This window comes from Pseudomonas sp. TE21394 (genome assembly GCF_054057835.1).
Window position 1 is genome coordinate 3,270,307 of the sequence record NZ_JBSRZR010000001.1, and the last position, 25,542, is coordinate 3,295,848.

At 63.0% G+C, this 25,542-nt stretch carries 24 protein-coding genes and 2 tRNA genes; 13 read left to right on the forward strand and 13 right to left on the reverse strand.

What is annotated here, in order from left to right:
* Positions 1-86: 86 nt before the first annotated feature.
* From tsaA to rimO, 5 genes are all read right to left on the reverse strand, one after another.
* The gene (gene tsaA / locus ACVWZT_RS15040) at positions 87-779 is read right to left on the reverse strand and encodes a tRNA (N6-threonylcarbamoyladenosine(37)-N6)-methyltransferase TrmO (protein WP_296235268.1); all 693 of its coding nucleotides are present in this window, start codon (positions 777-779) and stop codon (positions 87-89) included.
* Positions 780-785: 6 nt separating this feature from the next.
* A complete protein-coding gene (locus ACVWZT_RS15045; RefSeq protein WP_440808657.1) occupies positions 786-1,247 on the reverse strand; it encodes a DUF1456 family protein in 462 nt (153 codons plus the stop codon).
* 49 nt (positions 1,248-1,296) lie between these two features.
* Positions 1,297-2,007: an rRNA pseudouridine synthase gene (locus ACVWZT_RS15050; protein WP_296235266.1), complete on the reverse strand. Its 711-nt coding sequence runs from the start codon at positions 2,005-2,007 to the stop codon at positions 1,297-1,299.
* Between the two features lie 78 nt (positions 2,008-2,085).
* Positions 2,086-2,538: a GNAT family N-acetyltransferase gene (locus ACVWZT_RS15055; protein WP_296235265.1), complete on the reverse strand. Its 453-nt coding sequence runs from the start codon at positions 2,536-2,538 to the stop codon at positions 2,086-2,088.
* 129 nt (positions 2,539-2,667) lie between these two features.
* Positions 2,668-3,999: a 30S ribosomal protein S12 methylthiotransferase RimO gene (gene rimO, locus ACVWZT_RS15060; protein ID WP_296235264.1), complete on the reverse strand. Its 1,332-nt coding sequence runs from the start codon at positions 3,997-3,999 to the stop codon at positions 2,668-2,670.
* A 235-nt stretch (positions 4,000-4,234) separates the two neighbouring features.
* On the opposite strand from rimO, the gene ACVWZT_RS15065 reads away from it, so the two are divergent.
* A complete protein-coding gene (locus ACVWZT_RS15065) occupies positions 4,235-6,145 on the forward strand; it encodes a potassium transporter Kup (RefSeq protein WP_296235263.1) in 1,911 nt (636 codons plus the stop codon).
* A gap of 151 nt (positions 6,146-6,296) precedes the next feature.
* On the opposite strand, the gene ACVWZT_RS15070 is transcribed toward ACVWZT_RS15065, so the two are convergent.
* From ACVWZT_RS15070 to ACVWZT_RS15085, 4 genes are all read right to left on the reverse strand, one after another.
* Complete coding sequence (locus ACVWZT_RS15070) at positions 6,297-7,589, reverse strand: virulence factor family protein (RefSeq protein WP_457470072.1); 1,293 nt, start codon at positions 7,587-7,589, stop codon at positions 6,297-6,299.
* A complete protein-coding gene (mprF, locus tag ACVWZT_RS15075; RefSeq protein WP_296235261.1) occupies positions 7,589-10,231 on the reverse strand; it encodes a bifunctional lysylphosphatidylglycerol flippase/synthetase MprF in 2,643 nt (880 codons plus the stop codon). The genes ACVWZT_RS15070 and mprF overlap by 1 nt, the downstream gene beginning before the upstream one ends.
* 260 nt (positions 10,232-10,491) lie before the next feature.
* Positions 10,492-10,568: transfer RNA gene (locus tag ACVWZT_RS15080), tRNA-Met, on the reverse strand.
* 134 nt (positions 10,569-10,702) lie between these two features.
* A tRNA-Met gene (locus ACVWZT_RS15085) sits at positions 10,703-10,779 on the reverse strand.
* Positions 10,780-10,999: 220 nt separating this feature from the next.
* Here ACVWZT_RS15085 and dinB point away from each other — a divergent pair.
* Entirely contained in the window at positions 11,000-12,058 is a 1,059-nt protein-coding gene (gene dinB, locus ACVWZT_RS15090; protein ID WP_457472077.1) for a DNA polymerase IV, read from the forward strand.
* An 83-nt stretch (positions 12,059-12,141) separates the two neighbouring features.
* Here the strand turns inward: dinB and ACVWZT_RS15095 are convergent, their stop codons facing one another.
* The 3 genes from ACVWZT_RS15095 to ACVWZT_RS15105 all read right to left on the reverse strand — a co-directional run bounded on the left by ACVWZT_RS15095 (position 12,142) and on the right by ACVWZT_RS15105 (position 16,257).
* The gene (locus ACVWZT_RS15095) at positions 12,142-13,095 is read right to left on the reverse strand and encodes a hypothetical protein (RefSeq protein WP_296235260.1); all 954 of its coding nucleotides are present in this window, start codon (positions 13,093-13,095) and stop codon (positions 12,142-12,144) included.
* 20 nt (positions 13,096-13,115) lie between these two features.
* Positions 13,116-14,831 carry a proline--tRNA ligase gene (locus ACVWZT_RS15100; RefSeq protein ID WP_457470075.1) on the reverse strand — a complete coding sequence of 572 codons (1,716 nt, stop codon included), beginning with the start codon at positions 14,829-14,831 and terminating at the stop codon, positions 13,116-13,118.
* Between the two features lie 160 nt (positions 14,832-14,991).
* Complete coding sequence (locus tag ACVWZT_RS15105; protein ID WP_296235258.1) at positions 14,992-16,257, reverse strand: OprD family porin; 1,266 nt, start codon at positions 16,255-16,257, stop codon at positions 14,992-14,994.
* A 687-nt stretch (positions 16,258-16,944) separates the two neighbouring features.
* On the opposite strand from ACVWZT_RS15105, the gene ACVWZT_RS15110 reads away from it, so the two are divergent.
* Both ACVWZT_RS15110 and ACVWZT_RS15115 read left to right on the forward strand, forming a co-directional pair.
* A complete protein-coding gene (locus ACVWZT_RS15110) occupies positions 16,945-17,364 on the forward strand; it encodes an HIT family protein (protein ID WP_296235257.1) in 420 nt (139 codons plus the stop codon).
* A 1-nt stretch (position 17,365) separates the two neighbouring features.
* A complete protein-coding gene (locus tag ACVWZT_RS15115) occupies positions 17,366-17,572 on the forward strand; it encodes a SlyX family protein (protein WP_225778872.1) in 207 nt (68 codons plus the stop codon).
* A 77-nt stretch (positions 17,573-17,649) separates the two neighbouring features.
* Here the strand turns inward: ACVWZT_RS15115 and ACVWZT_RS15120 are convergent, their stop codons facing one another.
* On the reverse strand, positions 17,650-18,243 hold the full coding sequence (locus ACVWZT_RS15120; protein WP_296235256.1) for a cold-shock protein: 594 nt from the start codon (positions 18,241-18,243) through the stop codon (positions 17,650-17,652).
* A 277-nt stretch (positions 18,244-18,520) separates the two neighbouring features.
* Between ACVWZT_RS15120 and ACVWZT_RS15125 the strand changes: the two genes are divergently transcribed.
* The 9 genes from ACVWZT_RS15125 (at position 18,521) to ybgC (ending at position 25,540) form a co-directional block, all read left to right on the forward strand.
* Positions 18,521-18,994, forward strand: coding sequence for a Dps family protein (locus ACVWZT_RS15125; protein ID WP_003254783.1), 474 nt, complete (start codon positions 18,521-18,523; stop codon positions 18,992-18,994).
* A 160-nt stretch (positions 18,995-19,154) separates the two neighbouring features.
* Complete coding sequence (locus tag ACVWZT_RS15130; RefSeq protein WP_170031570.1) at positions 19,155-19,484, forward strand: ribbon-helix-helix domain-containing protein; 330 nt, start codon at positions 19,155-19,157, stop codon at positions 19,482-19,484.
* Between the two features lie 92 nt (positions 19,485-19,576).
* On the forward strand, positions 19,577-19,798 hold the full coding sequence (locus tag ACVWZT_RS15135) for an FmdB family zinc ribbon protein (protein ID WP_003254776.1): 222 nt from the start codon (positions 19,577-19,579) through the stop codon (positions 19,796-19,798).
* A gap of 93 nt (positions 19,799-19,891) precedes the next feature.
* Positions 19,892-21,667, forward strand: coding sequence for an aspartate--tRNA ligase (gene aspS / locus ACVWZT_RS15140; protein WP_296235255.1), 1,776 nt, complete (start codon positions 19,892-19,894; stop codon positions 21,665-21,667).
* A 114-nt stretch (positions 21,668-21,781) separates the two neighbouring features.
* Positions 21,782-22,528 (forward strand): YebC/PmpR family DNA-binding transcriptional regulator, encoded by a 747-nt coding sequence (locus ACVWZT_RS15145; protein ID WP_289131114.1) that lies wholly within the window; start codon positions 21,782-21,784, stop codon positions 22,526-22,528.
* 139 nt (positions 22,529-22,667) lie between these two features.
* Positions 22,668-23,192 carry a crossover junction endodeoxyribonuclease RuvC gene (gene ruvC / locus ACVWZT_RS15150; protein WP_004375291.1) on the forward strand — a complete coding sequence of 175 codons (525 nt, stop codon included), beginning with the start codon at positions 22,668-22,670 and terminating at the stop codon, positions 23,190-23,192.
* A gap of 109 nt (positions 23,193-23,301) precedes the next feature.
* A complete protein-coding gene (gene ruvA / locus ACVWZT_RS15155) occupies positions 23,302-23,919 on the forward strand; it encodes a Holliday junction branch migration protein RuvA (protein WP_296234759.1) in 618 nt (205 codons plus the stop codon).
* The gene (gene ruvB, locus ACVWZT_RS15160) at positions 23,916-24,962 is read left to right on the forward strand and encodes a Holliday junction branch migration DNA helicase RuvB (RefSeq protein ID WP_457470080.1); all 1,047 of its coding nucleotides are present in this window, start codon (positions 23,916-23,918) and stop codon (positions 24,960-24,962) included. The genes ruvA and ruvB overlap by 4 nt, the downstream gene beginning before the upstream one ends.
* 125 nt (positions 24,963-25,087) lie before the next feature.
* Positions 25,088-25,540, forward strand: coding sequence for a tol-pal system-associated acyl-CoA thioesterase (gene ybgC, locus ACVWZT_RS15165; RefSeq protein ID WP_170031559.1), 453 nt, complete (start codon positions 25,088-25,090; stop codon positions 25,538-25,540).
* The last annotated feature ends 2 nt before the right edge of the window (positions 25,541-25,542 follow it).

The following is a 25,542-nucleotide window of genomic DNA, read 5'->3' on the forward strand; positions in this document are numbered from 1 at the left end:
GTAAAACGAAAAGGCGACCCAGGGTCGCCTTTTTCGTGCCTGCGCGGCCCCTTTGTAGAAGCGGCCACGTCCAGCCAGCTCCGAGATCAGGCGGGCACCACCTCCAGCACCCGGATCACCTCCGGCTGCGGGTAATGCCAGCGCACCTGCACATCCCAGAACTTCACCCCATACACCCGCTCCGCCGCCGGCACCTGGTAGGCCGGCCGTGGGTCCTGCGCCAGGCATTGCTCGATCAGCTCCACCACCGGCTCCCCCAGGCGCAAGGCATGTTCGCGGGCCTGGGGCAGGGCAGCGTCGCTCCACTGCACGGTGATCGCGGCGGGGGCTTCGCTGGCCATCTGGTTGCTGGCGCCAGCGATGCTGTCGGCGTAGGGCACATAGGGCTTGATGTCCAGCACCGGCGTGCCATCGAGCAGGTCGATCCCGGACAGCAGCAGGCGCCCGGGCTCCACGCCCTCGAGGCGCACCACCGACTGGCCGATGCCATTGGGCCTGTGCGTCGCACGGGTGGCGAACACACCCATGCTCTTGTTGCCGCCCAGGCGCGGCGGACGCACCTTCAGGCGTGGCTTGTCTTCCAGCGCCTGGTGGAACAGGAACAGCAGCCAGACATGGCTGACCTGCTCCAGGCCCGCGACCGCATCACCCTGGTCGAACGGCGGCAACAGCTCGAGCACACCGCGAGCGGCAGGTGCTAGCTGCGGCTGGCGCGGGATGGCGAACTTCTCCTTGAAACAGGAGCGGACGATTCCGACCGGAGCAACCGTATGCTGCATGACCGCTCAGCCACGTACGCGCAGGGTCAGGCCCTTGAGGAAGTTGCGCAGCAACTGGTCGCCACACGGGCGATAGTTGTCGTGGCCGACCTTGCGGAACAGTGCGCTGAGCTCGGGTTTGCTGACCGGGAAGTTGACTGACTTGAGGATCGCATGCAGGTCATCTTCCTTGAGTTCGAAGGCTACCCGCAGCTTCTTCAGGATCAGGTTGTTGGTTACCGGCAGTTCGATCGGCTGCGGCGGGCGGCTGTCGTCCTTGCCACGGCGGTGGATCACCAGGCCGTCGAGAAAGTGCGCCATGACCCGCTCCGGGCAACGCACGAAGCCTTCCTCGTCTTCCTTTTTCAGGTAGGTGGCCAGCACCAGGGGATGCACCTCGAGGCCGGTTAGCCCGATGATCTCGGCCATCTTGGCGTCGTTCACCTTGAGCATGTAGCGCAAGCTGCGCAGGACGTCGTTGTGGTTCATTGCTGCAGAATCCTGTTCAGGTGCCGCGCCTGCGGGCGCGGCGTATTGCTTAGAAACGTTCGGTAGCGGCCAGGTAGCGCCACTGGCCCAGCGGCAGCTTGCCCATCGACACACCGCCCAGGCGGATGCGGCGCATGCTGAGCAGCTCCAGGCGCAGGTACGCGCACAGCTCGGCAATCTGCCCTGGTTGCGGGTTCTTCAGGACCATGCGCAGGTGGGTCTCGTTCTGCCAGCTGGCCTTGGCCCTGGGCAGCTCGCGGTCATTGCGGGTGGCACCGCGTGCCAGGCGTTCCAGCGCCTGGGGCGTGGTCTCGCCGCGTACTTCAATGATAAACTCCTGCTCCAGGCGGCGCAGGTCGGCGTCGATCTTGCGGGTTACCCGCCAGTCCTGGGTGAATACCTGCAGGCCGCTGACACCAGGTTCCAGCGGAGCCACGCAGGCCTGCCGGGCAAAGTGCCCGTGCAGGGCGCGCACGCCTTCGCGATGGGCCTCGCTGAGGTTGCTCATGTTCATTTCGTCGCGGGCGGTTTCGCTGCTCATGCCTGCCGGCTGGTTCAGCAGCAGGGTAACCGGCTCCAGCGTTTCGGCGCGGGCGCCAGGCAGCAACTCGACGCACTGCTGCGCGACCTTGAACTGCGGTTGTTCGACCACCAGGCCATCGACCGTGACCCAGCCGCCTTCGATATACAGCTCGGCCTCGCGGCGGGAGCAGCCGAGTTGCTCGATAAGGCGTTTGGACAGGCGGACGGGTTCGGACATGACGGGGGTTTCGCAAAGGCAGGGAAAGACGTGCATTGTACCTGCCTGCGCGCCAGAGGGGCTGGGAATCTGTGTCATTTACGCCATTTTGCGCAGGCGCATGTGCAGCAAAGGGTAGGGTTGGCCCAGGCCATCGGTCGCCGAACGGCCGATCACCTCGAAACCTTCATGCAGGTAGAAGCCCAGGGCCTGCGAATTCTGTTCATTGACGTCCAGGCGCTCGGCATTCAGCTCATCGATCGCATAGTGCAGAAGGCGTTTGCCAACCCCTTTGCCGCGGTAATCCGGTGCGACGAACAGCATGTCCACGCGCCCGCTGGCGACCCCGGCGAAGCCACAGATGCGTTGGCGGTCCTTGCAGCAGACCAGCATCACCGCATCGAGGTAGCGGCGCAGCACGTGTTCGCGCAGCAACAGGATGTAGCCCTCAGGAAGAAAGTCGTGGGTAGCGCGTACCGAGTCTTCCCACACCTGTACCAGTTCGTCGTAGTCCCTCAAGCGCGGGGTTTGCAACGTCATTGTCGAATGCATGGGCAGGATTCCTCGAGGGTACCCTGACAACATAGCAGGCCAACCGTCAGTCAGCGCTTACCCGCTGCCCTGATGCAAAAAGGCCCTGCTCCGGCAGCCGGAACAGGGCCTTTTCGTGCTGCCGCTGGGTCAGACCGGTTCAGCCCACAGGTCGTACTCGTCGGCATCCACCACGCGGCAACGCACCTTGTCGCCTGGCTTGAAGCCATGATCGCCGTCGATGAACACGCTGCCGTCGATTTCCGGTGCGTCGAAGAAGCTGCGACCAACCGAGCCCTGTTCTTCGACTTCATCGATCAGCACGTCGATTTCCTTGCCGATACGCAGTTGCAGGCGGGCGGCACTGATGGCCTGCTGGTGCGCCATGAAGCGATCCCAACGCTCCTGCTTGACCTCGTCCGGTACTTCTTCCAGGCCCAGGTCGTTGGCCGGGGCGCCTTCCACCGGCGAGTACTGGAAGCAGCCCACGCGGTCCAGCTGGGCTTCGGTCAGCCAGTCAAGCAGGTACTGGAAGTCTTCCTCGGTCTCGCCCGGGAAACCGACGATGAAGGTGGAGCGGATCACCAGCTCCGGGCATTGCTCGCGCCAGTGCTTGATGCGTGCCAGGGTGCGGTCCTCGAACGCCGGGCGCTTCATGGCCTTGAGCACTTTCGGGCTGGCATGCTGGAACGGGATGTCCAGATACGGCAGGATCTTGCCGGCGGCCATCAACGGGATCACGTCGTCGACGTTCGGGTACGGGTATACATAGTGCAGGCGCACCCAGGCGCCCAGGCTGCTCAGGGCCTCGCACAACTCGAGCATGCGGGTCTTGACCGGGCGGCCATTCCAGAAGTCGGTCTTGTACTTGACGTCGACGCCGTAGGCGCTGGTGTCCTGGGAAATCACCAGGATCTCCTTGACCCCGGCCTTGACCAGGCGCTCGGCCTCGCTCAGCACTTCGCCCACCGGGCGGCTGACCAGCTTGCCGCGCATCGACGGGATGATGCAGAAGCTGCAGCTGTGGTTGCAGCCTTCGGAAATTTTCAGGTACGCATAGTGACGCGGGGTCAGTTTGACACCTTGTGGCGGTACCAGGTCGATCAGCGGGTTGTGGTCCTGGCGCGGCGGTACCACTTCGTGCACGGCGTTGACCACCTGCTCGTACTGCTGCGGGCCGGTGACCGACAACACGCTCGGGTGCACGTCACGGATGCTGCCTTCCTCGACACCCATGCAGCCGGTGACGATGACCTTGCCGTTTTCCTTGATCGCTTCACCGATCACTTCCAGCGACTCGGCCTTGGCGCTGTCGATGAAGCCGCAGGTGTTGACCACCACGACGTCGGCGTCCTCATAGGTGGGCACGACTTCATAGCCTTCCATGCGCAGCTGGGTCAGGATGCGCTCGGAATCGACCAGGGCTTTCGGGCAACCCAGGCTTACGAAACCTACCTTGGGGGTGGCGGGCGTGGTGGACATGACTAACCTCGGTATCGAATACAGGTCGCCCGACCGGAATCGGGGGCGATCTTGACGGGCGCTTTTGGCGCCTCTGATCAAAAAGTGCGCAATTCTAGCGAGCGCCGAGTCGCTTGACCAGCAGAAATGCGACGAACGCTGCGCTATGCTTCGCGCCATTGCGTCAGGTTGCATTTCAGCCTGGGCAGGAACGATGAATGGCAAAGGTCTACAAGGCCGTCTGCGGGAGTGGTCGATGGTTCAGGCAAGCAGTCACGCCGAGGGCGGGCACGAGGGGAAGCAGGGCGCGACGCGGTCGCTGAGCCTGCTGGTGGCAGCGGTCGGGGTGGTTTATGGCGATATCGGTACCAGCCCGTTATATACCCTCAAGGAAGTCTTCACCGGCGGTTACGGGGTGCCGGTCAACCATGACGGCGTACTCGGGATCCTGTCGCTGATCCTCTGGTCATTGTTATGGGTGGTGTCGTTCAAGTACGTGATGTTCATCCTGCGTGCCGACAACCAGGGCGAAGGTGGCACCATGGCGCTGACCGCACTGGCACGGCGGGCCACGGCGGCCTATCCGCGTTTGCAGACGCTGATGGTGGTGTGCGGGTTGATTGGCGCTTCGCTGTTCTACGGCGACAGCATGATCACGCCGGCCGTGTCGGTCCTGTCGGCGGTGGAGGGCATGGGCCTGGCGTTCGAAGGCATCGACCACTGGGTGGTGCCGATTTCGCTGGTGATACTGGTAGCGCTGTTCCTGGTGCAGAAGCACGGCACCGAGAAGATCGGCAAGCTGTTCGGCCCGATCATGGTCACCTGGTTCGTGGCGCTGGGCGCGCTGGGGGTGTATGGCATCGCGCAATCCCCGGAAGTGCTCAAGGCGTTCAACCCGGCCTGGGCAGTGAACTTCTTCGTGGTTCACCCCGGCATGGGCGTTGCCATTCTCGGTGCGGTGGTGCTGGCGCTGACCGGTGCCGAGGCGCTGTATGCCGACATGGGCCACTTCGGCCGCAAGCCGATTGCCCGGGCCTGGTTCGCCCTGGTGCTGCCAGCGCTGGTGCTCAACTACTTTGGCCAGGGCGCATTGCTGCTACAGGACCCGGAGGCGGCACGCAACCCGTTCTACCTGTTGGCGCCAGGCTGGGCGCTGCTGCCGATGGTCGGCCTGGCGACCATGGCCACGGTGATCGCTTCGCAGGCGGTGATCTCGGGGGCGTTTTCGCTGACCCGCCAGGCCATCCAGCTGGGCTATATCCCGCGCATGCAGATCCAGCACACCTCCAGCGACGAACAGGGGCAGATCTACATCGGCGCGATCAACTGGACGCTGATGGTCGGCGTGGTACTGCTGGTGCTCGGTTTCGAGTCGTCCGGCGCGCTGGCGGCGGCCTACGGCGTGGCGGTGACCGGTACCATGCTGATGACCACCATCCTGGTTTCGGCGGTGATGCTGCTGCTGTGGAAATGGCCGCCCGTGCTGGCGGTGCCGATCCTGGTGGGTTTCCTGCTGGTCGATGGGCTGTACTTTGCCGCCAACGTGCCGAAGATCGTCCAGGGCGGTGCCTTCCCGGTACTGGCAGGTGGTGTGCTGTACCTGTTGATGAGCACCTGGAAGCGCGGCAAGCAGATCCTGGTGGAGCGTATTGACGAAGGCGCGTTGCCGCTGCAGCTGTTCATCAGCAGTATCCGCATCCAGCCGCCGCACCGGGTCGAAGGCACGGCGGTGTTCCTCACGGCGCGCTCCGATGCCGTACCCCATGCGCTGTTGCACAACATGCTGCATAACCAGGTGCTGCACAGCCAGGTGGTGCTGTTGACGGTGGTCAACGAGGATCGGCCGCGAGTGCCGGAGCAGGAGCGTTTCGAGGTGGAGGCCTATGGTGAAGGGTTCTTCCGCGTATTGCTGCACTTCGGCTTCATGGATGAACCGGATGTACCGGCGGCGTTGCGCCTGTGCCACCTGGACGAACTGGACTTCACCCCGATGCGCACCACCTACTTCCTCAGCCGCGAGACGGTGATCGCATCGCGGCTGGAGGGCATGTCGCGTTGGCGGGGCAACCTGTTCGCGTTTCTGCTGAAGAATGCCAACGGTAACCTGCGCTTCTTCAACCTGCCGTTGAACCGGGTGATCGAATTGGGGACGCAGGTCGAGATCTGATTTTCAGGGCAGGCGCAGGCACTCACATGTAGCTGTTTCGCGGATTTATCCGCGAAACAGGCGGTGCGGTGGCTGGCACTGGCTGTACCGGTGAGCGCGGCGCCAGTGGCAGTGTGAGCAGGCGCGCCCGCGAGTGAACCCTTCAGGGCTATCAGTTCTGTGCCGCCACGCTCGACTTGCCCTGGCGCGTCTCGATCTCGTCGATCAGGCGCTTGGCCAGCGCCGGGTAGTTTTCATCGAAGTGGTGCCCACCTGGCAGTTTCAGACGCTCGCCGACCGCCGTCTTGTCGGTGCAGCCGCTCTCGTCGGTTTCCTCGACGCCATACACGCACACCACCTTGGATGCCGGCAACCTGGCCATTTCCGGCCCGGTCGGTGCTTCCTGGCCTTCCTTGCCAAGCCAGCCCTCGACTTCGATTTCGAAGCTGCCGCTGCGGGCAAAGGCCAGCAGCATCACCGCGTCGATGCGCTGCTGGTCTTCGACCGGCAGGCGGTTGTAGATCGCCGGCAACACGTCGGCGCCGAACGAATAGCCGGTCAGCACGAAGCGCTTGGTACCCCATTTCTGCCGATAGTGCTGCATCAGCTCGGACAGGTCGGCGGCGCTTTGTTCCGGGGTCTTGTGTTGCCAGTAGTAGCGCAGCGTGTCGATGCCCACCACCGGGTAGCCCAGCTTGGCCATTTCCCCGGCCACGTCACGGTCCAGGTCGCGCCAACCGCCGTCACCCGAGAGGAACAGGGTGACCGTGTCGGTGGTCTGCCCGGCAGGCACCTCGACCACCGGGATGGCCAGGGCGTTGCCGTCGTGGCCGACCAGGGCCTGGGTCAGCTGCGCCCTGAGCACCTGCGGCAGGTGGATGTCGTAGTCGCTGATGCTGGTTTCGGCATTGGCCTGGTCGCGCACGAAGGCGGCGCTGGCGTCATCCGGGTTGTCGTTCCAGGCGACATTCCAGTGGCCATGGGCGGCCGATTTTGGCAGCGGGGCCTGGCAACCGGGTTGTTCGAGATTGAAATCCACCGAAATCGCCCGGGCCTTGTCGTCGTTCTGGCTGGCCAGCCAGCGCCAGGCCTGGGCCGCGCCCGGGCCGATACCGGCGACCAGGGTCGGCTGCTGGGGCAACTGGGCGAGGGCCTGGCTCATGGCCTGCTGCTGCTTGCTGCAGTCATTGGCCGGCAGCAACACCTGCACCAGTTGCGCTTCGCCGGACTTGGCCAGGTCGAGCAGCTGCTTGTCGGTCAGTGCCTGGTCCCGCGGGACAGCTATGACCACCCGGGCCTTGGGGTGTACGCCTGGTGTCACACGGGTGATCGCGGTGTCATTGATGCTCAGTTGCTCCAGGCGCGCCTCGGGGGCCGGGCGCGTCCACAGCCAGAACGCCAGCGCCCCCACCAGGGCGGCCAGCAGCAGGGGAGTCAGCAGGTACAGCCAAAAGCGTCGGGTCATCAACGTTTCACCAATCCAGTCAAGCCGCCTGCGATCAGGGCGGCGGTGTCGGCCAGTGCCACCAGCGGGTCGAGCCCGGCCGGCACGGCCATGTAGCGGGGTTCCCAGTCCGGTTGGAACTTGTCCTTGAAGCGTCGCAGCCCCTGGAAGTTGTACAACTGCTCACCGCGGCGGAACACCAGTGAACCCAGGCGCTGGGTCAGCGGCGCACCACGCCGCGGCTGCAGGCCGGAAAGCGGTACCATGCCCAGGCTGAAGCGGGTGTAGCCGTGGCTTTTGTAGTGCAGGATCAGGCCGATCATCATGAATTCCATGGTCAGCTTCGGGGCCTCGGGATGTGCGCGCATCAGGTCGAGGCTGGCCAGCTCCTTGCTGTGGGTTTCCAGCAGGTTGGCAAAGGCCACCGGGCGGCCCTGAAAGCGGATCAGGGCGATGCGGAAGTGCTGCAGGTACTCGGGGCTGAAGCGTCCCAGCGAGAAGCCTTTCTCGCGCACGTTCTTGCCGCCGAGCCAGGCATCGGAAATTTCCTTCAGCTCTGCCAGTGGGGCATGGCCGGGTTCATGGATTTCCAGGCTCAAACCGTCACGGCCACCGCGGTTCCAGGTGTAGCGCAGGTCCTTCATCTCCCTGCCCTTGGCTTCCAGGTCGAAACGGTGCAGGTCGACCCTGGCTTCTTCGCCCAGTTTCAGCGCGGTCAGGCCGATGTCCATGTAGAACGGCAGGTTTTCAGCACGCACCTGGTAGAACACCGGTCGGGCGTGGTGCAGGTCGCACAGGTCACGGAATTGCCAGATCATCTCGGCGCGCTCCTGGGCCGGGCCGATCGGGTCATACAGGGCCACCAGGCTACGGCCGCGACGTGCGTACATGAGGAAGGCGTTGTCGCCCGGGTGGAACAGCAGCGCCTTGTCGCCGGTCAGGGCCAGGCCGCCATCGGGCTGGTCAGAGGCCAACAGAATGCGGTTGGCCCGTTGCAGTTCCTGTGCATCAGGCAGGTGAATCACGGGCGGTGCCGTGCGCAGCAGCCAGGTCAGGGCCACGGCCGCCAGCAGCAGGGCGCTGCCCATGGCGGCGCGCAGGCCACGCGGGGCGTCGGCATCGAGGGTGAACTGCCACCACAGCTGATGGCTGTAGGGCACATCCTGGTAGGCGAACAGCAGCAGCCACACCGATGCCCCGACCACGCAGGCGCTGGCCACCAGGAACACTGGCGAGAACGGCAGCTCCAGCAAGCGGCTGGGGCGGTAGAAGGAGCGTCGGAACAGGGCAAGCAGGGCGGCGGTGAAGGTCAGCAGGCAGGCCTCTTCCCAGTCAAAACCCTTCAGTAACGACAGCAGGGCGCCAACCAGCAACAGCACGGTGGTCAGCAGCCAGGCGGCGGACAGGCGCCGGCGCAGGCCCTGGGCCAGCAGCAGGCACAATACCCCGATCAGGCTGGCGCCGAAGTGCGAGGCATCGATCAGACGGTGCGGCACCAGGAAACCCATGTGCTCAAGACGCGTGTCGATCTCGGGCGTGGCCCCGGAGAACAGCAGCACCACCCCGGACAGGAACACCAGAATCGACAGCACCGGTGCCGCCAGCCCGGAAGCCGCCTTGATGGCCTGTTGTGTGAACAGCAGGCGCCGGGCTTCGTTGGCCAGCAGCAACACGCAGGCCAGCAGCAGCGGTAGCACCACGTAGATCAGCCGATACAGCAGCAGGGCCGCTGCCAACGGTGCCGCGCCAAGCTGGTCGGCAAAGGCGGCCAGCAGGATCGCTTCGAACACCCCGACGCCGCCTGGCACATGGCTGAGCACGCCTGCGGCCAGGGCCAGCAGATACACCAGGACAAAGGCGCCGAACGGTGGTGCTGCGGGCAGCAGCAGATACAACACGGTCGCCGCAGCGGCGACATCCAGCGCGGTAATCAGCAATTGCAGGGCGGCCAGGCGGGCGCCCGGCAGACGCAGTGTGCGGCGGCCCAGTTGTACCAGCAGGTTGTCGGCCACGGGTTGCTCGGCCAGGCGACGGCGGTACAGGCCAACCACCATCACCCCACACAGCACCAGCACAACTGTGGCGATGGCCGCCAGCAAGCCAGGCGCCAGGCCCAGCGCGGCCGAGGCCGCCGGCAGGTCACTCAGGGTCGCCAGGGCAGCCAGGGGCGGCAGCGCACAGCCCAGTGACAGGCTGGCGAACACGGTCATCCGCGCCACTTCGCCTGCGCCTACCCCCTGGCGCGCATACAGGCGGTAGCGCACCGAGCCGCCGGACAGCATCGACAGGCCAATGGCGTTGCCGATGGCAAAGGCGCTGAAACCGCCCAGCACCAGGCTGCGTGCTGGCAATTGCACACCGGCATAGCGGCTGGCCGACCATTCGTAACCCAGCAGGATCACGAAACCGAGCACGGTTGCCAGCAAGGCGCCCAGCAATGACTGGGCTGGCACGCTGAGCATGGCATCGTGCAAGGCATGGATGTCCAGCTCGCTCAGCAGGTGGCGGCAGGCAATCAAGGCCATGGTGAACAATACCAGGGTCACGATCAGGCCGATGGGCTGGCGATAGCGGCTCAGGCGTTCGAGCAAGGGCAGACGTTGCACGGCACCGGGCAGTGCCGAGGCGAGTGCGGCCGGGTTGTCGGGGTTGTGCGAAGTCATGGATTGCCCCGGGCATGCAGCGCGAGGTGAGGGAAAGGTGTGGCCAAGTGAATGTCCCTTAGAAAAACGTATCCAATGTTACTCCGGCCTCAGCCGCTTGCAGCGGCCTGGGCGGGTTAAAGATAGTTCATCCTCGGTACGCGCTCTCAAGCGCGCGGGCTGAATGGAAGACGGGTAAATACGGGGCGCCGAAAACAGGGAAGGGAAAAGCAACAAACCCCGCGCTGCTGTTACACAGGCGGGGTTTGTTCTGACGAATATGGTTGCGGGAGCCGGATTTGAACCGACGACCTTCGGGTTATGAGCCCGACGAGCTACCAGGCTGCTCCATCCCGCGTCAGTGGGGCGAATTCTACAGTTTCCAGAGTGGCTGTCAAGCGCTAGTCGTTGATTTTTTTGATATTTCTTCGAGCGCTTTGTTCGAGGCAAAAGAAAAATGCCACTGTGTGAACAGTGGCCTTTTCTCGAATCTGGTTGCGGGAGCCGGATTTGAACCGACGACCTTCGGGTTATGAGCCCGACGAGCTACCAGGCTGCTCCATCCCGCGCCTGTGAGATCGAATTCTACGGATTTAACCGTGGCTGTCAAGCATCTTTTAAAAAAAACCTTTCCTGTTCAAACTCTTAGCGTTCGGATATTGGGGTTCAGCTCAGGCGCGGCGGGGCTTTCAGCCCGATCATCGCGCTCGGCTGCCTACCGGCTGCACACTGCCAGTCGCATGCGATACTATCTGTATGAATTTACAGTGCTGACGAGCATCCATGTCCTTGCGCAAGATCATTCACGTTGACTGCGATTGCTTTTACGCCGCGATCGAGATGCGTGACGACCCGCGCCTGGCCGGGCGGCCCATGGCGGTAGGGGGCTCACCTGACCAGCGTGGGGTGATCGCCACTTGCAACTACGAGGCGCGTGCCTACGGTGTGCGTTCGGCCATGTCCTCGCGGCATGCGCTGAAGCTGTGCCCCGACCTGCTGATCGTCAAGCCGCGCTTCGAGGCCTACCGGGAGGCCTCGCGGGAAATCCACACGATATTCCGTGACTACACCGAACTGATCGAGCCGCTGTCGCTGGATGAGGCGTACCTGGATGTGACTGACAGCCAGTGGTACTCGGGCAGTGCCACGCGCATTGCCGAGGATATCCGCCGGCGTGTCGCCCGCACCCTGCATATTACCGTCTCGGCTGGCGTGGCACCGAACAAGTTCCTGGCCAAGGTCGCCAGTGACTGGCGCAAGCCCAATGGCCTGTTCGTGATAACCCCGGGCGAAGTGGAGGAATTCGTTGCCGCCTTGCCGGTGGCCAGGTTGCACGGGGTGGGCAAGGTAACAGCAGACAAGTTGGCGCGGCTGGGTATCGAGACCTGCCTTGAGCTGCGCGGCTGGTCGCGTCTGGCACTGGTGCGCGAGTTCGGCAGTTTTGGCGAACGGTTATGGGGGCTGGCGCGCGGTATCGATGAGCGTGCGGTACACAATGACAGCCGGCGGCAGTCGGTCAGCGTGGAAAACACCTACGACACCGACTTGCCGGACCTGGCCAGCTGCCTGGTACGGCTGCCCGAGCTGCTGGAAAGCCTGAACGAGCGCATCGCCCGTATGGACAGCAGTTACCGGCCGGAAAAACCCTTCGTCAAGGTCAAGTTCCATGACTTCAGCCAGACCACCCTGGAGCAGGCGGGGGCCGGTCGGGACCTGGACAGTTATCGGCAGTTGCTGGGGCAGGCCTTTGCCCGCGGCGGCAAGCCGGTGCGCTTGCTGGGGGTGGGGGTGAGGTTGCGCGATTTGCGTGGGGCGCATGAGCAGCTGGAGCTGTTCCCGCCTGGATAAGCAGCCGTGATCAGGTACGGTCCCTTGCAGGAGCGGCCTGGTGTCGCGATGGGCCGCTCCTGCAAGGCAACGCATGGTGCCGGCTATTGCACGCCTGGATCAGCCACCAACCGGCCAGTGGCCTTGGTCAGCGACTGCAGGAACTCCTGCTGCAGCTCCGGATCGTTGCGGGTCAGTTCGATCAGGCTCTGTTCCATTTCGCTGGCTTCTTCTTCCAGCCCCAGTTCAGACAAGCGCTTGACCCGATGCACCCATTGGCTGACGTCGTCGTCCTCAAGGTCATCGAAGATCAGTTCGTGGGCTTCGAGCAGCTTGTTGCGCAGGGTGGCGCTGACCAGCAGGCTGGCATCGCCACGAACGGCGTTGTCCTCGTCGACCACCTGCAGGTGCAGGGTGCCGATGTGATTGAGATTCTGCTCGGAGAACGGGCTGTCGAGCAGGTTCAGGCGCAACACGCCGTTCCTGTCGGTAGTCAGCTCGTGGGTGGCCTTGCCAGCCTTGACCTCGACCAGACGCTCGCTCCAGGGCACGCTGGTGGACTCTTCGCGCTTGCCTTTCTGCACTTCGCTGATTCCGGCCAGGTTCTGCTGGGCACGGCCGTTGGAAGGCACGTTCATGAACGGGTTGAGCCCGTCCACACCGTAGCTGAGCCAGTCGTGGGTAATGCTTTCCGGCAGGTTGCCCAGGGCGAAGACGTTGACCACGTTGGCGCCGACGCCTGCCACCACGGCCACTGCCCCCAACGGGATCTCGTAGATCTCCCGCCAGGGCTGGTAGGGCGTGTAGCGGTCATAGCGACGGGTAACTTCGAACTCGGTGACTTCGAAGCGCTGCTGCTCATGCACGCGCACACGTCGTTGCGGAAGCTCCATCACCTTCGGCTCGCCGACATCGATCTGCAGGGTGTGCTCGAGCAATTTGCGCTCGACGCGCTCCTCATGGTCGCTGCGCTGGGACATCTGGTTGGCGCAGCCGCTGACGAGCAGGGCGCCGCACAGTGCGGCGCCCCCCAGGGTAAAGGTACTTCGCTTGTACATGATCACTCGTGCATTGGTTATCAGCGGCGAACGCGTGCCTGCAGGAAGTTCAGCACCTCGGCCAGTGGCAATGCCTGGGCGTCCTGTTCGGTGCGGTGCTTGTATTCCAGGTTGCCTTCGGCCAGGCCGCGATCGCTGACGACGATGCGGTGCGGGATGCCGATCAGCTCCATGTCGGCAAACTTGATGCCGGGGCTGGTCTTCTTGTCGCGGTCGTCCAGCAGCACCTCGTAACCGGCGGCGGTCAATTCGGCGTACAGCTTGTCGGTCGCCTCGCGGACCACGTCGGTTTCGTAACGCAGTGGTACCAGGGCGATCTGGAACGGGGCCAGGGCGTCATTCCAGATGATGCCCTTGTCGTCATGGTTCTGCTCGATGGCAGCGGCGACCACGCGGGACACGCCGATACCGTAGCAGCCCATGGCCAGGGTGACAGGCTTGCCGTTCTCACCGAGTACCTGGCACTTCAGCGCCTCGCTGTACTTGGTGCCCAGCTGGAAGATGTGGCCCACTTCGATACCGCGCTTGATCACCAGGGTGCCCTGGCCGTCCGGGCTTGGGTCGCCTTCGACCACGTTACGCAGGTCGGCCACCTGTGGAACCGGCAGGTCGCGCTCCCAGTTCACGCCGAAGTAGTGCTTGTCGTCGATGTTGGCGCCGATGCCGAAGTCGCTCATCAGGGCAACCGAACGGTCGATGATGATTTCCAGCGGCAGGTTCAGCGGGCCGAGCGAACCGGCGCCGGCACCGATGGCCTCGCGCAGTTCGGCGTCGCTGGCCATGACCAGCGGGTCGGCCACCTGTTCCAGCTTGGCGGCCTTGATTTCGTTGAGTTCGTGGTCGCCACGAACGATCAGCGCAACCAGCTTGCCTGGCTCTGCGCCGTGCACGATCAGGGTCTTGACGGTTTTCTCGATTGGCAGGCCGAAGTTTTCCACCAGCTGGGCGATGGTCTTGGCGTTCGGCGTGTCAACCAGGCGCAACTCCTCGGTAGGCGCAGGGCGCACGGTTTCCCGTGGGATGGCCTCGGCCTTCTCGATGTTGGCGGCATAATCCGAGCTGTCGCTGAAGATCACGTCGTCTTCGCCGGACTCGGCCAGCACGTGGAATTCATGCGAGTAGCTGCCACCGATGGAGCCGGTGTCGGCCTGCACTGGGCGGAAGTCCAGGCCCAGGCGGGTGAAGATATTGGTGTACGCCTGGTGCATGCGATCGTAGGTTTCCTGCAGGGAAGCCTGGTCGGCATGGAACGAGTAGGCGTCCTTCATGATGAACTCGCGGCCGCGCATCAGGCCGAAGCGCGGGCGGATCTCGTCACGGAACTTGGTCTGGATCTGGTACATGTTGAGCGGCAGCTGTTTATAGCTGGACAGCTCGTTGCGGGCCAGGTCGGTAATCACTTCCTCGTGGGTCGGGCCGACGCAGAAGTCGCGCTGGTGGCGGTCCTTCAGGCGCAGCAGCTCGGGGCCGTACTGTTCCCAGCGGCCGGATTCCTGCCACAGTTCGGCGGGCTGGATGCTGGGCATCAGCACTTCCAGGGCGCCGGCGGCGTTCATTTCCTCGCGCACCACGGCCTCGACCTTGCGCATCACCCGCAAGCCCATCGGCAGCCAGGTGTACAGGCCGGAGGCCAGTTTGCGGATCATGCCGGCACGCAGCATGAGCTGATGGCTGATGACCACTGCGTCGGCAGGGGTTTCTTTCTGGGTGGCGAGCAAATATTGACTGGTGCGCATGGTGAGCCGTGTCGATTGCCTAAGACATTGAAATGACCCCGCATTGTACGGGGGGGAAACGCAGGCGTACAGGATGCCCCAGGGCGTGGCGCTTGTCAGCCAAGAAAAAGCCCGGCGTGATTGCCGGGCTTTTTCAGCTGCGGGGCACTGCAAGCCAGGCTTACAGGATGCTCAGCGGGTACTCCACGATCAGGCGCAGTTCGTCGATCGACGGGGAATCGTAGTAGACACCGTCGGAAGAGCGGTAGGTGGCCTGACGCACGCGGAAGCTCAGGTCTTTCGCCGGGCCTTCCTGCAGTACGTACTTGATGTCGATGTCGCGTTCCCATTCCTTGCCGTTGCTGGTGCCGGCGACGTTGGCGTCGGTACCGCGTACATAACGGGTCATGAAGGTCAGGCCTGGAATGCCGTATTCGGCAAAGTTCAGGTCGTAGCGAGCCTGCCAGGATTTCTCGTCTTCGGCGTTGAAGTCGGAACGGGCCACGGAGTTGGCCAGGAAGATGGTGCCGCCACCGTCGATACCATAGCCATAGTCGCCGTCGCCGGTGACTTTCTGGTAGGCCAGGGTGAAGGTGTGAGCGCCGATGTTGTAGGCGCCCGACAGGCTGAACGCGCGGTTGTCCAGCTTGTCACCGTCGAAGGCGCGGTATTCGGCCGAGCCTTCGCTCTTGGTGTCATAGATGTTGAAGTCGAACACCAGGCCTTGCTTGTCGGAGATTGGCAGCGCCCAGTTGACGTTGGCGTAGTACTTGCGCCAGTAGTCTTCAACCTTCGAGTAGTACAGGCTGGTGCTGAGGTTGTCGGTGAAGGCGTAGGTACCACCAACTACGTTGGCTTCCTTCAGGCCGAAGCTGTCGCGGTTGGTCTGCTCCTGGGCAGTCAGGCTGGTGAAGTGACCAGCGTGCAGGGTCAGGCCTTCGATCTCGTTGCTGGTGATCAGGGTGCCCTGGGCGATTTCTGGCAGCAGGCGGCTGTCGTCGGTGGCGAAGACAGGCAGTGCGGTGAACTGGTCACCCACTTTCAGCACGGTGTCGGAGATGCGGAACTTGACCGCGCCGCCGCCCTTGGAGTAATCGTCCTGCGAACGGCCGTCGGAGCCGGTCGGGAACAGGCCGGTACCGGCGCGGCCCCTGCCGCTGTCCAGTTTCAGGCCGAGCATGCCGATGGCGTCGACACCAACACCTACGGTGCCTTGGGTGAAGCCGGACTCGAAGGTGCCGACGAAGCCCAGGCCGGTTTCTTCGCGACGGCTCTGGCCGCCTTCGTTGTTACGGAAATCACGGCTGAAGTACAGCATGCGGGTCTTGACGTTCAGCTTGCTGTCTTCGATGAAACCTTTGGACTCGTCCTGGGACGAGGCCAAAGCCAACTGCGAGGTCCCTGCCGCAACGGCCAGGGCGATCATGCTCCACTTCATCACGCGCATCGTGATTTGCTCCTTTGGTTTTTAGGAAGAGTACCGCTGCGCCATCTGTTCTAGTTATATGGTGCAGCTCTTTCTTGTTATGTCGGCGAAAATGTATAGCACGCTGACTGTTGTTGGCGATATGGCTATAAGCATCCTTTACGGAACTTTTTTATCATGTCGCTTTCAGGTGTTTCCATGTCGCAAATCACGCCCCGGTTATGGGCCGTACAACGCCAGCGTTGTTTCCATCGTCGTCTTGCATCGGTTGATGCAATTCCGGCGCGGGAAACTCCCTGGTAACCAATGCCGCTGTGTCATTTGTCGCGTTCAACTGCCATAGCAGATGTCGTGCCGACTTGGCGTGAAGGGAATGCAACAAGCGTGCTCAAAATACGCAACACTTCATGAAATTTTCACAAAACCCGCTACCGAGGGTCGGAAAGCGCCGAAAACACGGGGCGGGGCTGGTTCCGGACATATCGCAGTCGAGAATCATTAAAAACAAAAAAGCTGTCATGAAAATGAATGTGTTACCGCAACTAGTTCAACCAGAGTCATTTGTGGGGTGGCCAGTGTGGTGGGCGGGGCACGGCAGGCCTCATTTTGGTGCGAAAAGTAGCGCTGTGTTACCGGGAACGTGCAAGGTATCCTTGCAGGCTTGTACTCCGCGCGTAGCGGGTGGGTGTTGCCTGAAGGAGATTTGCCGTGTTCGTCCTCGATTCGCGTTTGCAGCAGGATGCCCTGGTGTTGGGAGAGTTTGCGCTGTGCCAGTTGTTACTGAGCAAGGACGCCAACTACCCGTGGTTCATCCTGGTGCCCAAGCGCGCCGGTATCAGCGAGCTGTTCGAGCTGGATGCGGCGCAGCAGCAGCAGTTGTGGCAGGAAACCACCCGCCTGGCGGAGGCGCTCAAGGCGAGCTACAAGGCCGACAAGATGAACGTTGCCACCCTCGGTAATGTGGTCAGCCAGTTGCACATGCACGTAATCGTGCGCCAGCGCGACGACGCCGCCTGGCCTGCGCCGGTGTGGGGCAAGTGCCCGGCAGTGGCCTATACCGACGAGCAAGTACAAGCCGTACGCCAGCGTCTGCGTGAACTGAAACTCGATGGGTATGTAGAGGCCTGATATGTCGTTGGAAATGCGAATGGTCGAGCTGGAAACCCGTCAGGCATTCCAGGATGACACCATCCAGGCGCTGAATGATGTGGTGGTCGAGCAGGCGCGGGTTATCGAGCGGCTGCAATTGCAGATGGCCGAGCTGATCAAGCGTTACGAAGAGATGGTCGGCCAGTACGGCAATGACGGGGAGGAGGCGCCGCCGCCTCATTATTGAAGCCGATACCGCTGGATGAGCAGCAACCCTGTGGGGCGGGCGAGCCCGCCTCCACAGGAAGTGACCGTCGCAGATGATCAGCGGCGGGTGACAGCGACCACGTCTTCAGCCTGCAGGCCCTTGTCGCGGTGCATCACCGAGAACTCCACGCGCTGGCCTTCGACCAGGATGCGGTGGCCTTCACCGCGAATGGCGCGAAAGTGCACGAAGATGTCATCACCCGAATCGCGGGAGATGAAGCCGAAGCCTTTGGATGTGTTGAACCACTTGACGGTACCGGTATCACGGTTGCCCGATTCCTGCGTTGCCGGCTGGTTGGTGCGTGCCTTGCGCGCGCTGCGGGCAAGGCCTGCGGCCAGGTGTGCCGCCACGGCAAGGGCTGCGCAGACCAGCGCGGCCAGGTTGCCCATTTCCGGGCGTGCCAGCACCGTCAGGGTCTGCAGTACCACCGCCACCACCAGCAAGGCGCAAGCCAGGTATTGCAACTGCTGGCGGGCGCCCCGGTAGTACAGAGGCACCACCGGGGCAAGAATCAGGTTGAGCAGACCGAACAGGGCCAGGTAGACCGCGTCGGGTTGTTGCAGGAAAGGACTTGCATCGGTTTTCAGGCTGGGTATGAACGATAGCAGCAAGGCTGCCACGCCCGTCACCAGATGGACGATCTTGAACATGGGTAGGCTCACAGTTGATAAGGCTGGTCACAGGAAGAGCCGGCGGCACGGTGCGCATTGAGGTATGGCGCGCGAACACGTGACAGGCCGGCCTATGCACCCGGCAATGGCAGTCCGCACGGGTGGCACACTGCCTATTTAACAGTAAAGCCGCAGGCTACTCAAACCACAGGCTGCCAAGCGCTGTGCTGCGCCATGTCGCATGCGCCCTGCGACAAGTGTTGCTAAAGTGGTCGGCACCCGCTTGAGTCTCAAGCCTTATGGAAAGGGGAACTTCATGGCAATCGATATCGGTATCAGTGAAGAAGATCGCAAGTCCATCGTCGATGGGTTGTCCCGTCTGTTGTCGGACACCTATGTGCTGTATCTGAAAACCCATAACTTCCACTGGAACGTCACCGGCCCGTCGTTCCGCACCCTGCACCTGATGTTCGAGGAGCAGTACAACGAGCTGGCGCTGGCGGTCGACTCGATCGCCGAGCGCATTCGCGCCCTGGGCTTCCCGGCGCCGGGGTCCTATGCCTTCTATGCGCGGCACTCCTCGATCAAGGAGGAGGAAGGGGTACCACCCGCAGACGAGATGATCCGCCAGCTGGTACAGGGGCAGGAGGCTGTGGTGCGTACCGCGCGCAGCATCTTCCCGGTGGTGGACAAGGTCAGTGACGAACCGACTGCCGACCTGCTGACCCAGCGCATGCAGGTGCATGAGAAGACTGCCTGGATGCTGCGGGTGCTGCTCGACGGCAAGTAATCGTTGCGCTGTGGGTAGGAGCGGCCTCCTGTCGCGATGAGTCGCTCCTGCATATCCCGCATACTTGGTGATTCTGATCAGGAAGATTTTGCCGCTGCTCTAACCGCGCTCGTCAGCGCTTCATAGGCCACCTGCTACCTGTGACGAGGAGAAGTGGCGCATGATGCAAGCGAGCAAGCGTGTGGCTGGCCAGGGGCGCTGGCCCGGTAAACAGTGCATCGATCCGTTCAAGGCGGATTTCGACATGCAGCAGACCCAGCCGGTGTCGCGTTCGGTAAGGCTCAACGGTTTTTCCACTTGCCTGCGCCTGGAAGCCGTCTACTGGGGTATTCTCGAACGCATCGCTGCGGCCAACCGCTGTTCGGTCAGCGCCGTGCTGTCCTACGTCGACCGCGAAGTGCACCTGCGCCAGGGTGGGGTGCGCAACTTCAGCGGGCTGATCCGGGTGATCTGTGTCGCCTGGCTGCAGGACCCGCCCAGTGTGCGCTGATCGCCTGGCGGGCTGCGCAGTGCTTGCTAACCATATATAATCGCGCTTTTTGCTGCCCCGGCAGCCAGCGTTATGGTTGACGAGAGACACCCATGCCCCTTTATGACTATCAATGTGCATCCTGCGAGCACCGCATGGAAGTGCTGCAGAAGATCAGCGCCGCGCCGCTGACCGATTGCCCGGCCTGCCAGGCGCCGGCGCTGAAGAAGCTGCTGTCGGTGCCAGGCTTCCGCCTGAGCGGTAATGGTTGGTACGAAACCGACTTCAAGACCGGGGCGAAAAAGAATCTGGCAGGCGGCGACAAGGCCGACTGAGTTGAATGCTGTGACCGGGTCTTGCAGTATTAGCCCTCCGGGCGGCCAAGGCCTCCACCGAATACACGAATCACGAGAAGCGAAACCACCATCATGATGCGCAGCCATTATTGCGGCCAACTGAACGAGAGCCTGGACGGCCAGGAAGTCACCCTTTGCGGCTGGGTCCATCGTCGCCGCGACCACGGCGGGGTGATCTTCCTCGACATCCGTGACCGCGAAGGCATGGCCCAGGTCGTGTTCGACCCGGATCGCGCCGAAACCTTCGCCGCGGCCGACCGCGTGCGCAGCGAATACGTCGTGCAGATCACCGGCAAGGTGCGCAAGCGCCCTGAGGGTGCGGTGAATGCCAACATGGCGTCCGGTGCCATCGAGATTCTCGGCTACCAGCTGAACGTGCTCAACGAAGCGGAAACCCCGCCATTCCCGCTCAACGAATATTCCGACGTCGGCGAGGAAACCCGCCTGCGCTACCGCTTCATCGACCTGCGTCGCCCGGAAATGGCCGACAAGCTGCGCCTGCGCTCGCGCATCACCAGCAGCATCCGTCGCTTCCTCGACGAAAACGGCTTCCTCGATGTCGAAACGCCGATCCTGACCCGCGCCACCCCGGAAGGCGCGCGTGACTACCTGGTGCCAAGCCGTACTCACGCCGGCAGCTTCTTCGCCCTGCCGCAGTCGCCGCAGCTGTTCAAGCAACTGCTGATGGTCGCTGGCTTCGACCGCTACTACCAGATCGCCAAGTGCTTCCGTGACGAAGACCTGCGGGCCGACCGCCAGCCGGAATTCACCCAGATCGACATCGAGACCAGCTTCCTCGATGAAAGCGAGATCATGGGCCTGACCGAAAGCATGATCCGCAAGCTGTTCAAGGAAGTGCTGGATCTGGAATTCGGCGAATTCCCGCACATGACCTTCGAAGAAGCCATGCGCCGCTACGGTTCCGACAAACCTGACCTGCGCATTCCGCTGGAACTGGTCGACGTTGCCGACCAGCTGAAGGACGTGGACTTCAAGGTGTTCGCCGGCCCGGCCAACGATCCGAAGTGCCGTGTTACCGCCCTGCGTCTGCCAGGCGGTGCCAGCATGCCGCGCAGCAAGATCGACGAGTACACCAAGTTCGTCGGCATCTACGGTGCCAAGGGCCTGGCCTACATCAAGGTCAACGAGCGCGCCAAGGGCGTCGAAGGCCTGCAGTCGCCGATCGTCAAGAACATCCCCGAGGCCAACCTCAATACCATCCTCGACCGCGTTGGTGCCGTTGACGGCGACATCGTGTTCTTCGGTGCCGACAAGTTCAAGGTGGTCAGCGAAGCCCTGGGCGCGCTGCGTATCCGCCTGGGCCACGACTTCGAGCTGCTGACCTGCGAGTGGGCGCCGATGTGGGTGGTCGACTTCCCGATGTTCGAAGAGAACGAAGACGGCAGCTTCACTGCGCTGCATCACCCGTTCACCGCGCCGAAGTGCACCCCGGAAGAGCTCGAGGCCAACCCGGCCGCAGCCCTGTCGCGTGCCTACGACATGGTCCTGAACGGTACCGAACTGGGTGGCGGTTCGATCCGTATCCACCGCAAGGAAATGCAACAGGCCGTGTTCCGCCTGCTGGGCATCGAAGCAGCAGAACAGGAAGAGAAATTCGGCTTCCTGCTCGACGCCCTGAAGTTCGGTGCGCCGCCTCACGGTGGCCTGGCCTTCGGCCTGGACCGTCTGGTCATGCTGATGACCGGCGCCCAGTCGATCCGTGAAGTGATCGCCTTCCCGAAAACCCAGAGCGCCGCGTGCGTCATGACCCAGGCCCCTGGCCTGGTCGACGCCAAGGCCCTGCGCGAGCTGCACATCCGACTGCGCGAACAGGCCAAGGTCGAGTAAGCGGTCCTCGGGCGCATCCACAGGGATGCGCCTTTGCGTTTCGGCGCAGGCAATTTCCCGTCCCGCCCCGTACAGGGGCGGGGCTGTTTGTGATTCAAAGGATTCGGAGTCGTTATGGCTGGTCATTCCAAGTGGGCGAACATCAAGCACCGCAAAGAGCGCCAGGATGCCAAGAGAGGCAAGATCTTCACCAAGTGGATCCGCGAACTGACGGTCGCTGCCAAGCAGGGCGGCCCTGACCCGGCCTCCAACCCGCGCCTGCGCCTGGCACTGGACAAGGCCCTGGGCGCCAACATGAGCCGTGACATCATCGATCGCGCCGTGGCTCGTGGTGCTGGTACCAACGAAAGCGACAACGTCGAAGAACTCAGCTACGAAGGCTACGGCCCGGGCGGTGTGGCGATCATGGTCGAGGCCATGACCGACAACCGCAACCGCACCGCGGCCGCCGTGCGTCATGCGTTCACCAAGTGCGGCGGCAACCTCGGCACCGACGGTTCGGTGGCCTACCTGTTCGAGCGCAAGGGGCAGATCAGCTTCGCGCCGGGCGTGGAAGAAGACGCCCTGATGGAAGCGGCGATGGAAGCCGATGCCGACGACGTGGTGGCCAATGACGATGGCTCGTTCGACGTGTTCACCTCGTTCAACAGTTTCTACGCCGTGCGCAACGCCCTGGAAGAGGCGGGGTTCAAGGCCGCTGACGCAGAAATCGTCATGCAGCCCACCACCAGTGCCGAACTTGACCAGGACGGCGCCGAGAAAGTGCTCAAGCTGATCGACATGCTCGAAGACCTGGATGACGTGCAGAACGTCTATTCCAATGCCCAGATCTCCGACGAGGTCATGGAAAAACTCGGCTAAGATTTTTGCTTGGCCTTTCGGGCCTATTCACGGGCAAGCCCGCTCCCACAGGCACCGCACCAGGCCTTAAACCTGCTGCGGTGCCTGTGGGAGCGGGCTTGCCCGCGAATAGGCCGGTACATTTGAACACGCAGGCGCTATGACTCTGATTCTTGGTATCGACCCCGGCTCGCGCATCACCGGTTATGGCGTGGTGCGCCAGACCGCCCGCGGTTGCGAGTACGTGGCGTCGGGCTGCATTCGCACCGGCAGCGGCGAGTTGCATGAGCGGTTGCAGATCGTTTTCCGTGGCGTGGGCGAAATCATCGCCCAGCACGGCCCGGTGACCATGGGCATCGAGCGGGTATTCATGGCGCGTAACGCCGACTCGGCGCTCAAGCTCGGGCAGGCCCGTGGCGCGGCCATCGTCGCTGCCGCCGAAGCCGGCCTGGAAATCGCCGAATACAGCGCCACCCAGGTCAAGCAGGCCGTAGCCGGCACCGGTGGGGCCAACAAGGAACAGGTGATGATGATGGTCATGCACCTGCTGAAACTGACGCAAAAGCCGCAGATCGACGCCTCCGATGCCCTGGCCATCGCCCTGTGCCATGCGCATACCCGCTCCAGCCTGGTGCCGCATGGCCTGGCCACGGCGCGGCGACGCGGCGGGCGCTTGCGTCTGTAGGCGCTTCATGCCCTGATACACATTTTGTGCGGGTGATGCATGCACCCGCTGCATTTGCTGATAGGGTTGAGCGGTCGTTGACCGGCTCCCCGAGAGGAAGGATCGGAACGTGATTGGACGTTTGCGCGGCACCCTGGCGGAGAAACAGCCGCCGCACCTGATTATCGACGTCAACGGCGTGGGTTATGAACTGGAAGTGCCCATGACCACGCTGTACCGTCTGCCCAAGGTAGGCGAAACCGTTACCGTGCACACCCACCTGGTGGTGCGCGAAGACGCCCACCTGCTCTACGGTTTTGCCGAAAAGCGCGAGCGCGAGCTGTTCCGTGAGCTCATCCGTCTCAATGGCGTGGGGCCGAAGCTGGCGCTGGCGCTGATGTCCGGTCTGGAAGTCGACGAGCTGGTGCGTTGTGTGCAGGCTCAGGATGCTTCGGCGCTGGTACGCGTGCCCGGGGTCGGCAAGAAGACTGCCGAACGCCTGCTGGTCGAACTCAAGGATCGTTTCAAGGCCTGGGAAACCTCGCCGGCCATGTTCACCCTGGTTTCCGATGGGCCGCTGCCGGTCAGCAGCACCTCCACGGCCGAGGCGGATGCCGTCAGCGCCCTGGTCTCGCTGGGCTACAAGCCGCAGGAAGCCAGCAAGGCGATCGCGGCGATCAAGGACAAGGCCGGCCTGAGCAGTGAAGAACTGATCCGCCGCAGCCTGAAAGGGATGATTACCAAGTGATCGAAGCCGACCGCCTGATCGCCGCCAGTGGCCGCGACCGTGAAGAAGTCCAGGACCGTGCGATCCGCCCGCTGCGGCTGGACGAGTACATCGGCCAGCCGGTGGTACGCGAGCAGATGGCGCTGTTCATCCAGGCCGCCCGTGGCCGCAGCGAATCACTTGACCATACCCTGATCTTCGGCCCGCCGGGCCTCGGCAAGACCACCCTGGCCAACATCATCGCCCAGGAAATGGGCGTGTCGGTCAAGAGCACTTCGGGGCCGATCCTCGAGCGCCCGGGCGACCTGGCAGCCATGCTGACCAACCTCGAACCGCACGACGTGCTGTTCATCGACGAGATCCACCGGCTGTCACCGGTCGTCGAAGAAGTGCTGTACCCGGCAATGGAAGACTTCCAGCTGGACATCATGATCGGCGAAGGGCCGGCGGCCCGCTCGATCAAGCTCGACCTGCCACCGTTCACCCTGGTCGGCGCCACCACCCGTGCCGGCATGCTGACCAACCCGCTACGGGACCGCTTCGGTATCGTCCAGCGCCTGGAGTTCTACAGCGACAGGGACCTGGCCACCATTGTCAGTCGCTCGGCCAGCATCCTCGGTCTGGCCATCGAGGACCAGGGCGCCTACGAGATCGCCCGCCGGGCCCGTGGAACACCGCGTATTGCCAACCGCCTGCTGCGCCGCGTGCGCGACTACGCCGAGGTGCGCGGCAAGGGTCAGATCACCAAGGCCGTAGCCGACATGGCACTCAACCTGCTGGATGTCGACGAGCGCGGTTTCGACCATTCCGACCGCCGCCTGCTGCTGACCATGATCGAGAAGTTCGATGGGGGCCCGGTGGGGGTGGACAACCTGGCCGCCGCCATCAGCGAAGAGCGCCACACCATCGAGGATGTGCTCGAACCGTACCTGATCCAGCAAGGCTACATCATGCGTACCCCGCGTGGCCGCGTGGTCACCCGGCATGCCTACCTGCACTTCGGCCTGAATGTGCCAGGACGCCTGGGGGAGGGTGGGGATTTTTCCGAAACGGGCGACGACTGACAGATCGAAAACGGCTTTTCGTGGTCCTAGCGCTGGCACGCCGAGGGTGCGCTGGCAATAAGACATTAATGAAGAAAAAACAGTTGCCACAGCGGATTGGCAAGCTGAGGAGTAAGCACTAGAGTATGCGCGCGCAAAATGGCCTGGAACCGTTCGCACACCGTTGTCGCGTCTATTACGAAGATACCGATGCCGGTGGCGTGGTGTATTACGTCAACTACCTGAAATTCATGGAGCGTGCGCGCACCGAGCGTCTGCGCCACCTGGGCTTTTCCCAGGCGCAGCTGGCCGGGGAAAACCTGTTGTTCGTGGTCCATTCCAGCGAAGCGCGTTACCACGCGCCGGCGCGCCTGGACGACGAGCTGCGGGTCACCGCGCATGTTACTGAACTCAATCGAGCCAGCCTGCGCTTCGTGCAACAGGTCTGGCGGGAAAAGGATGAAACGCTGCTCTGCGAAGGGCAGTTCCTGGTGGCCGCCGTGCGCGCCGACACTTTCAAACCCCGAGCCATACCCCCGGAGCTGCGCGACGCCTTTGCGGCGGACGGCTCGGGTAATCAATCGAATGCAGGAGAATAAGC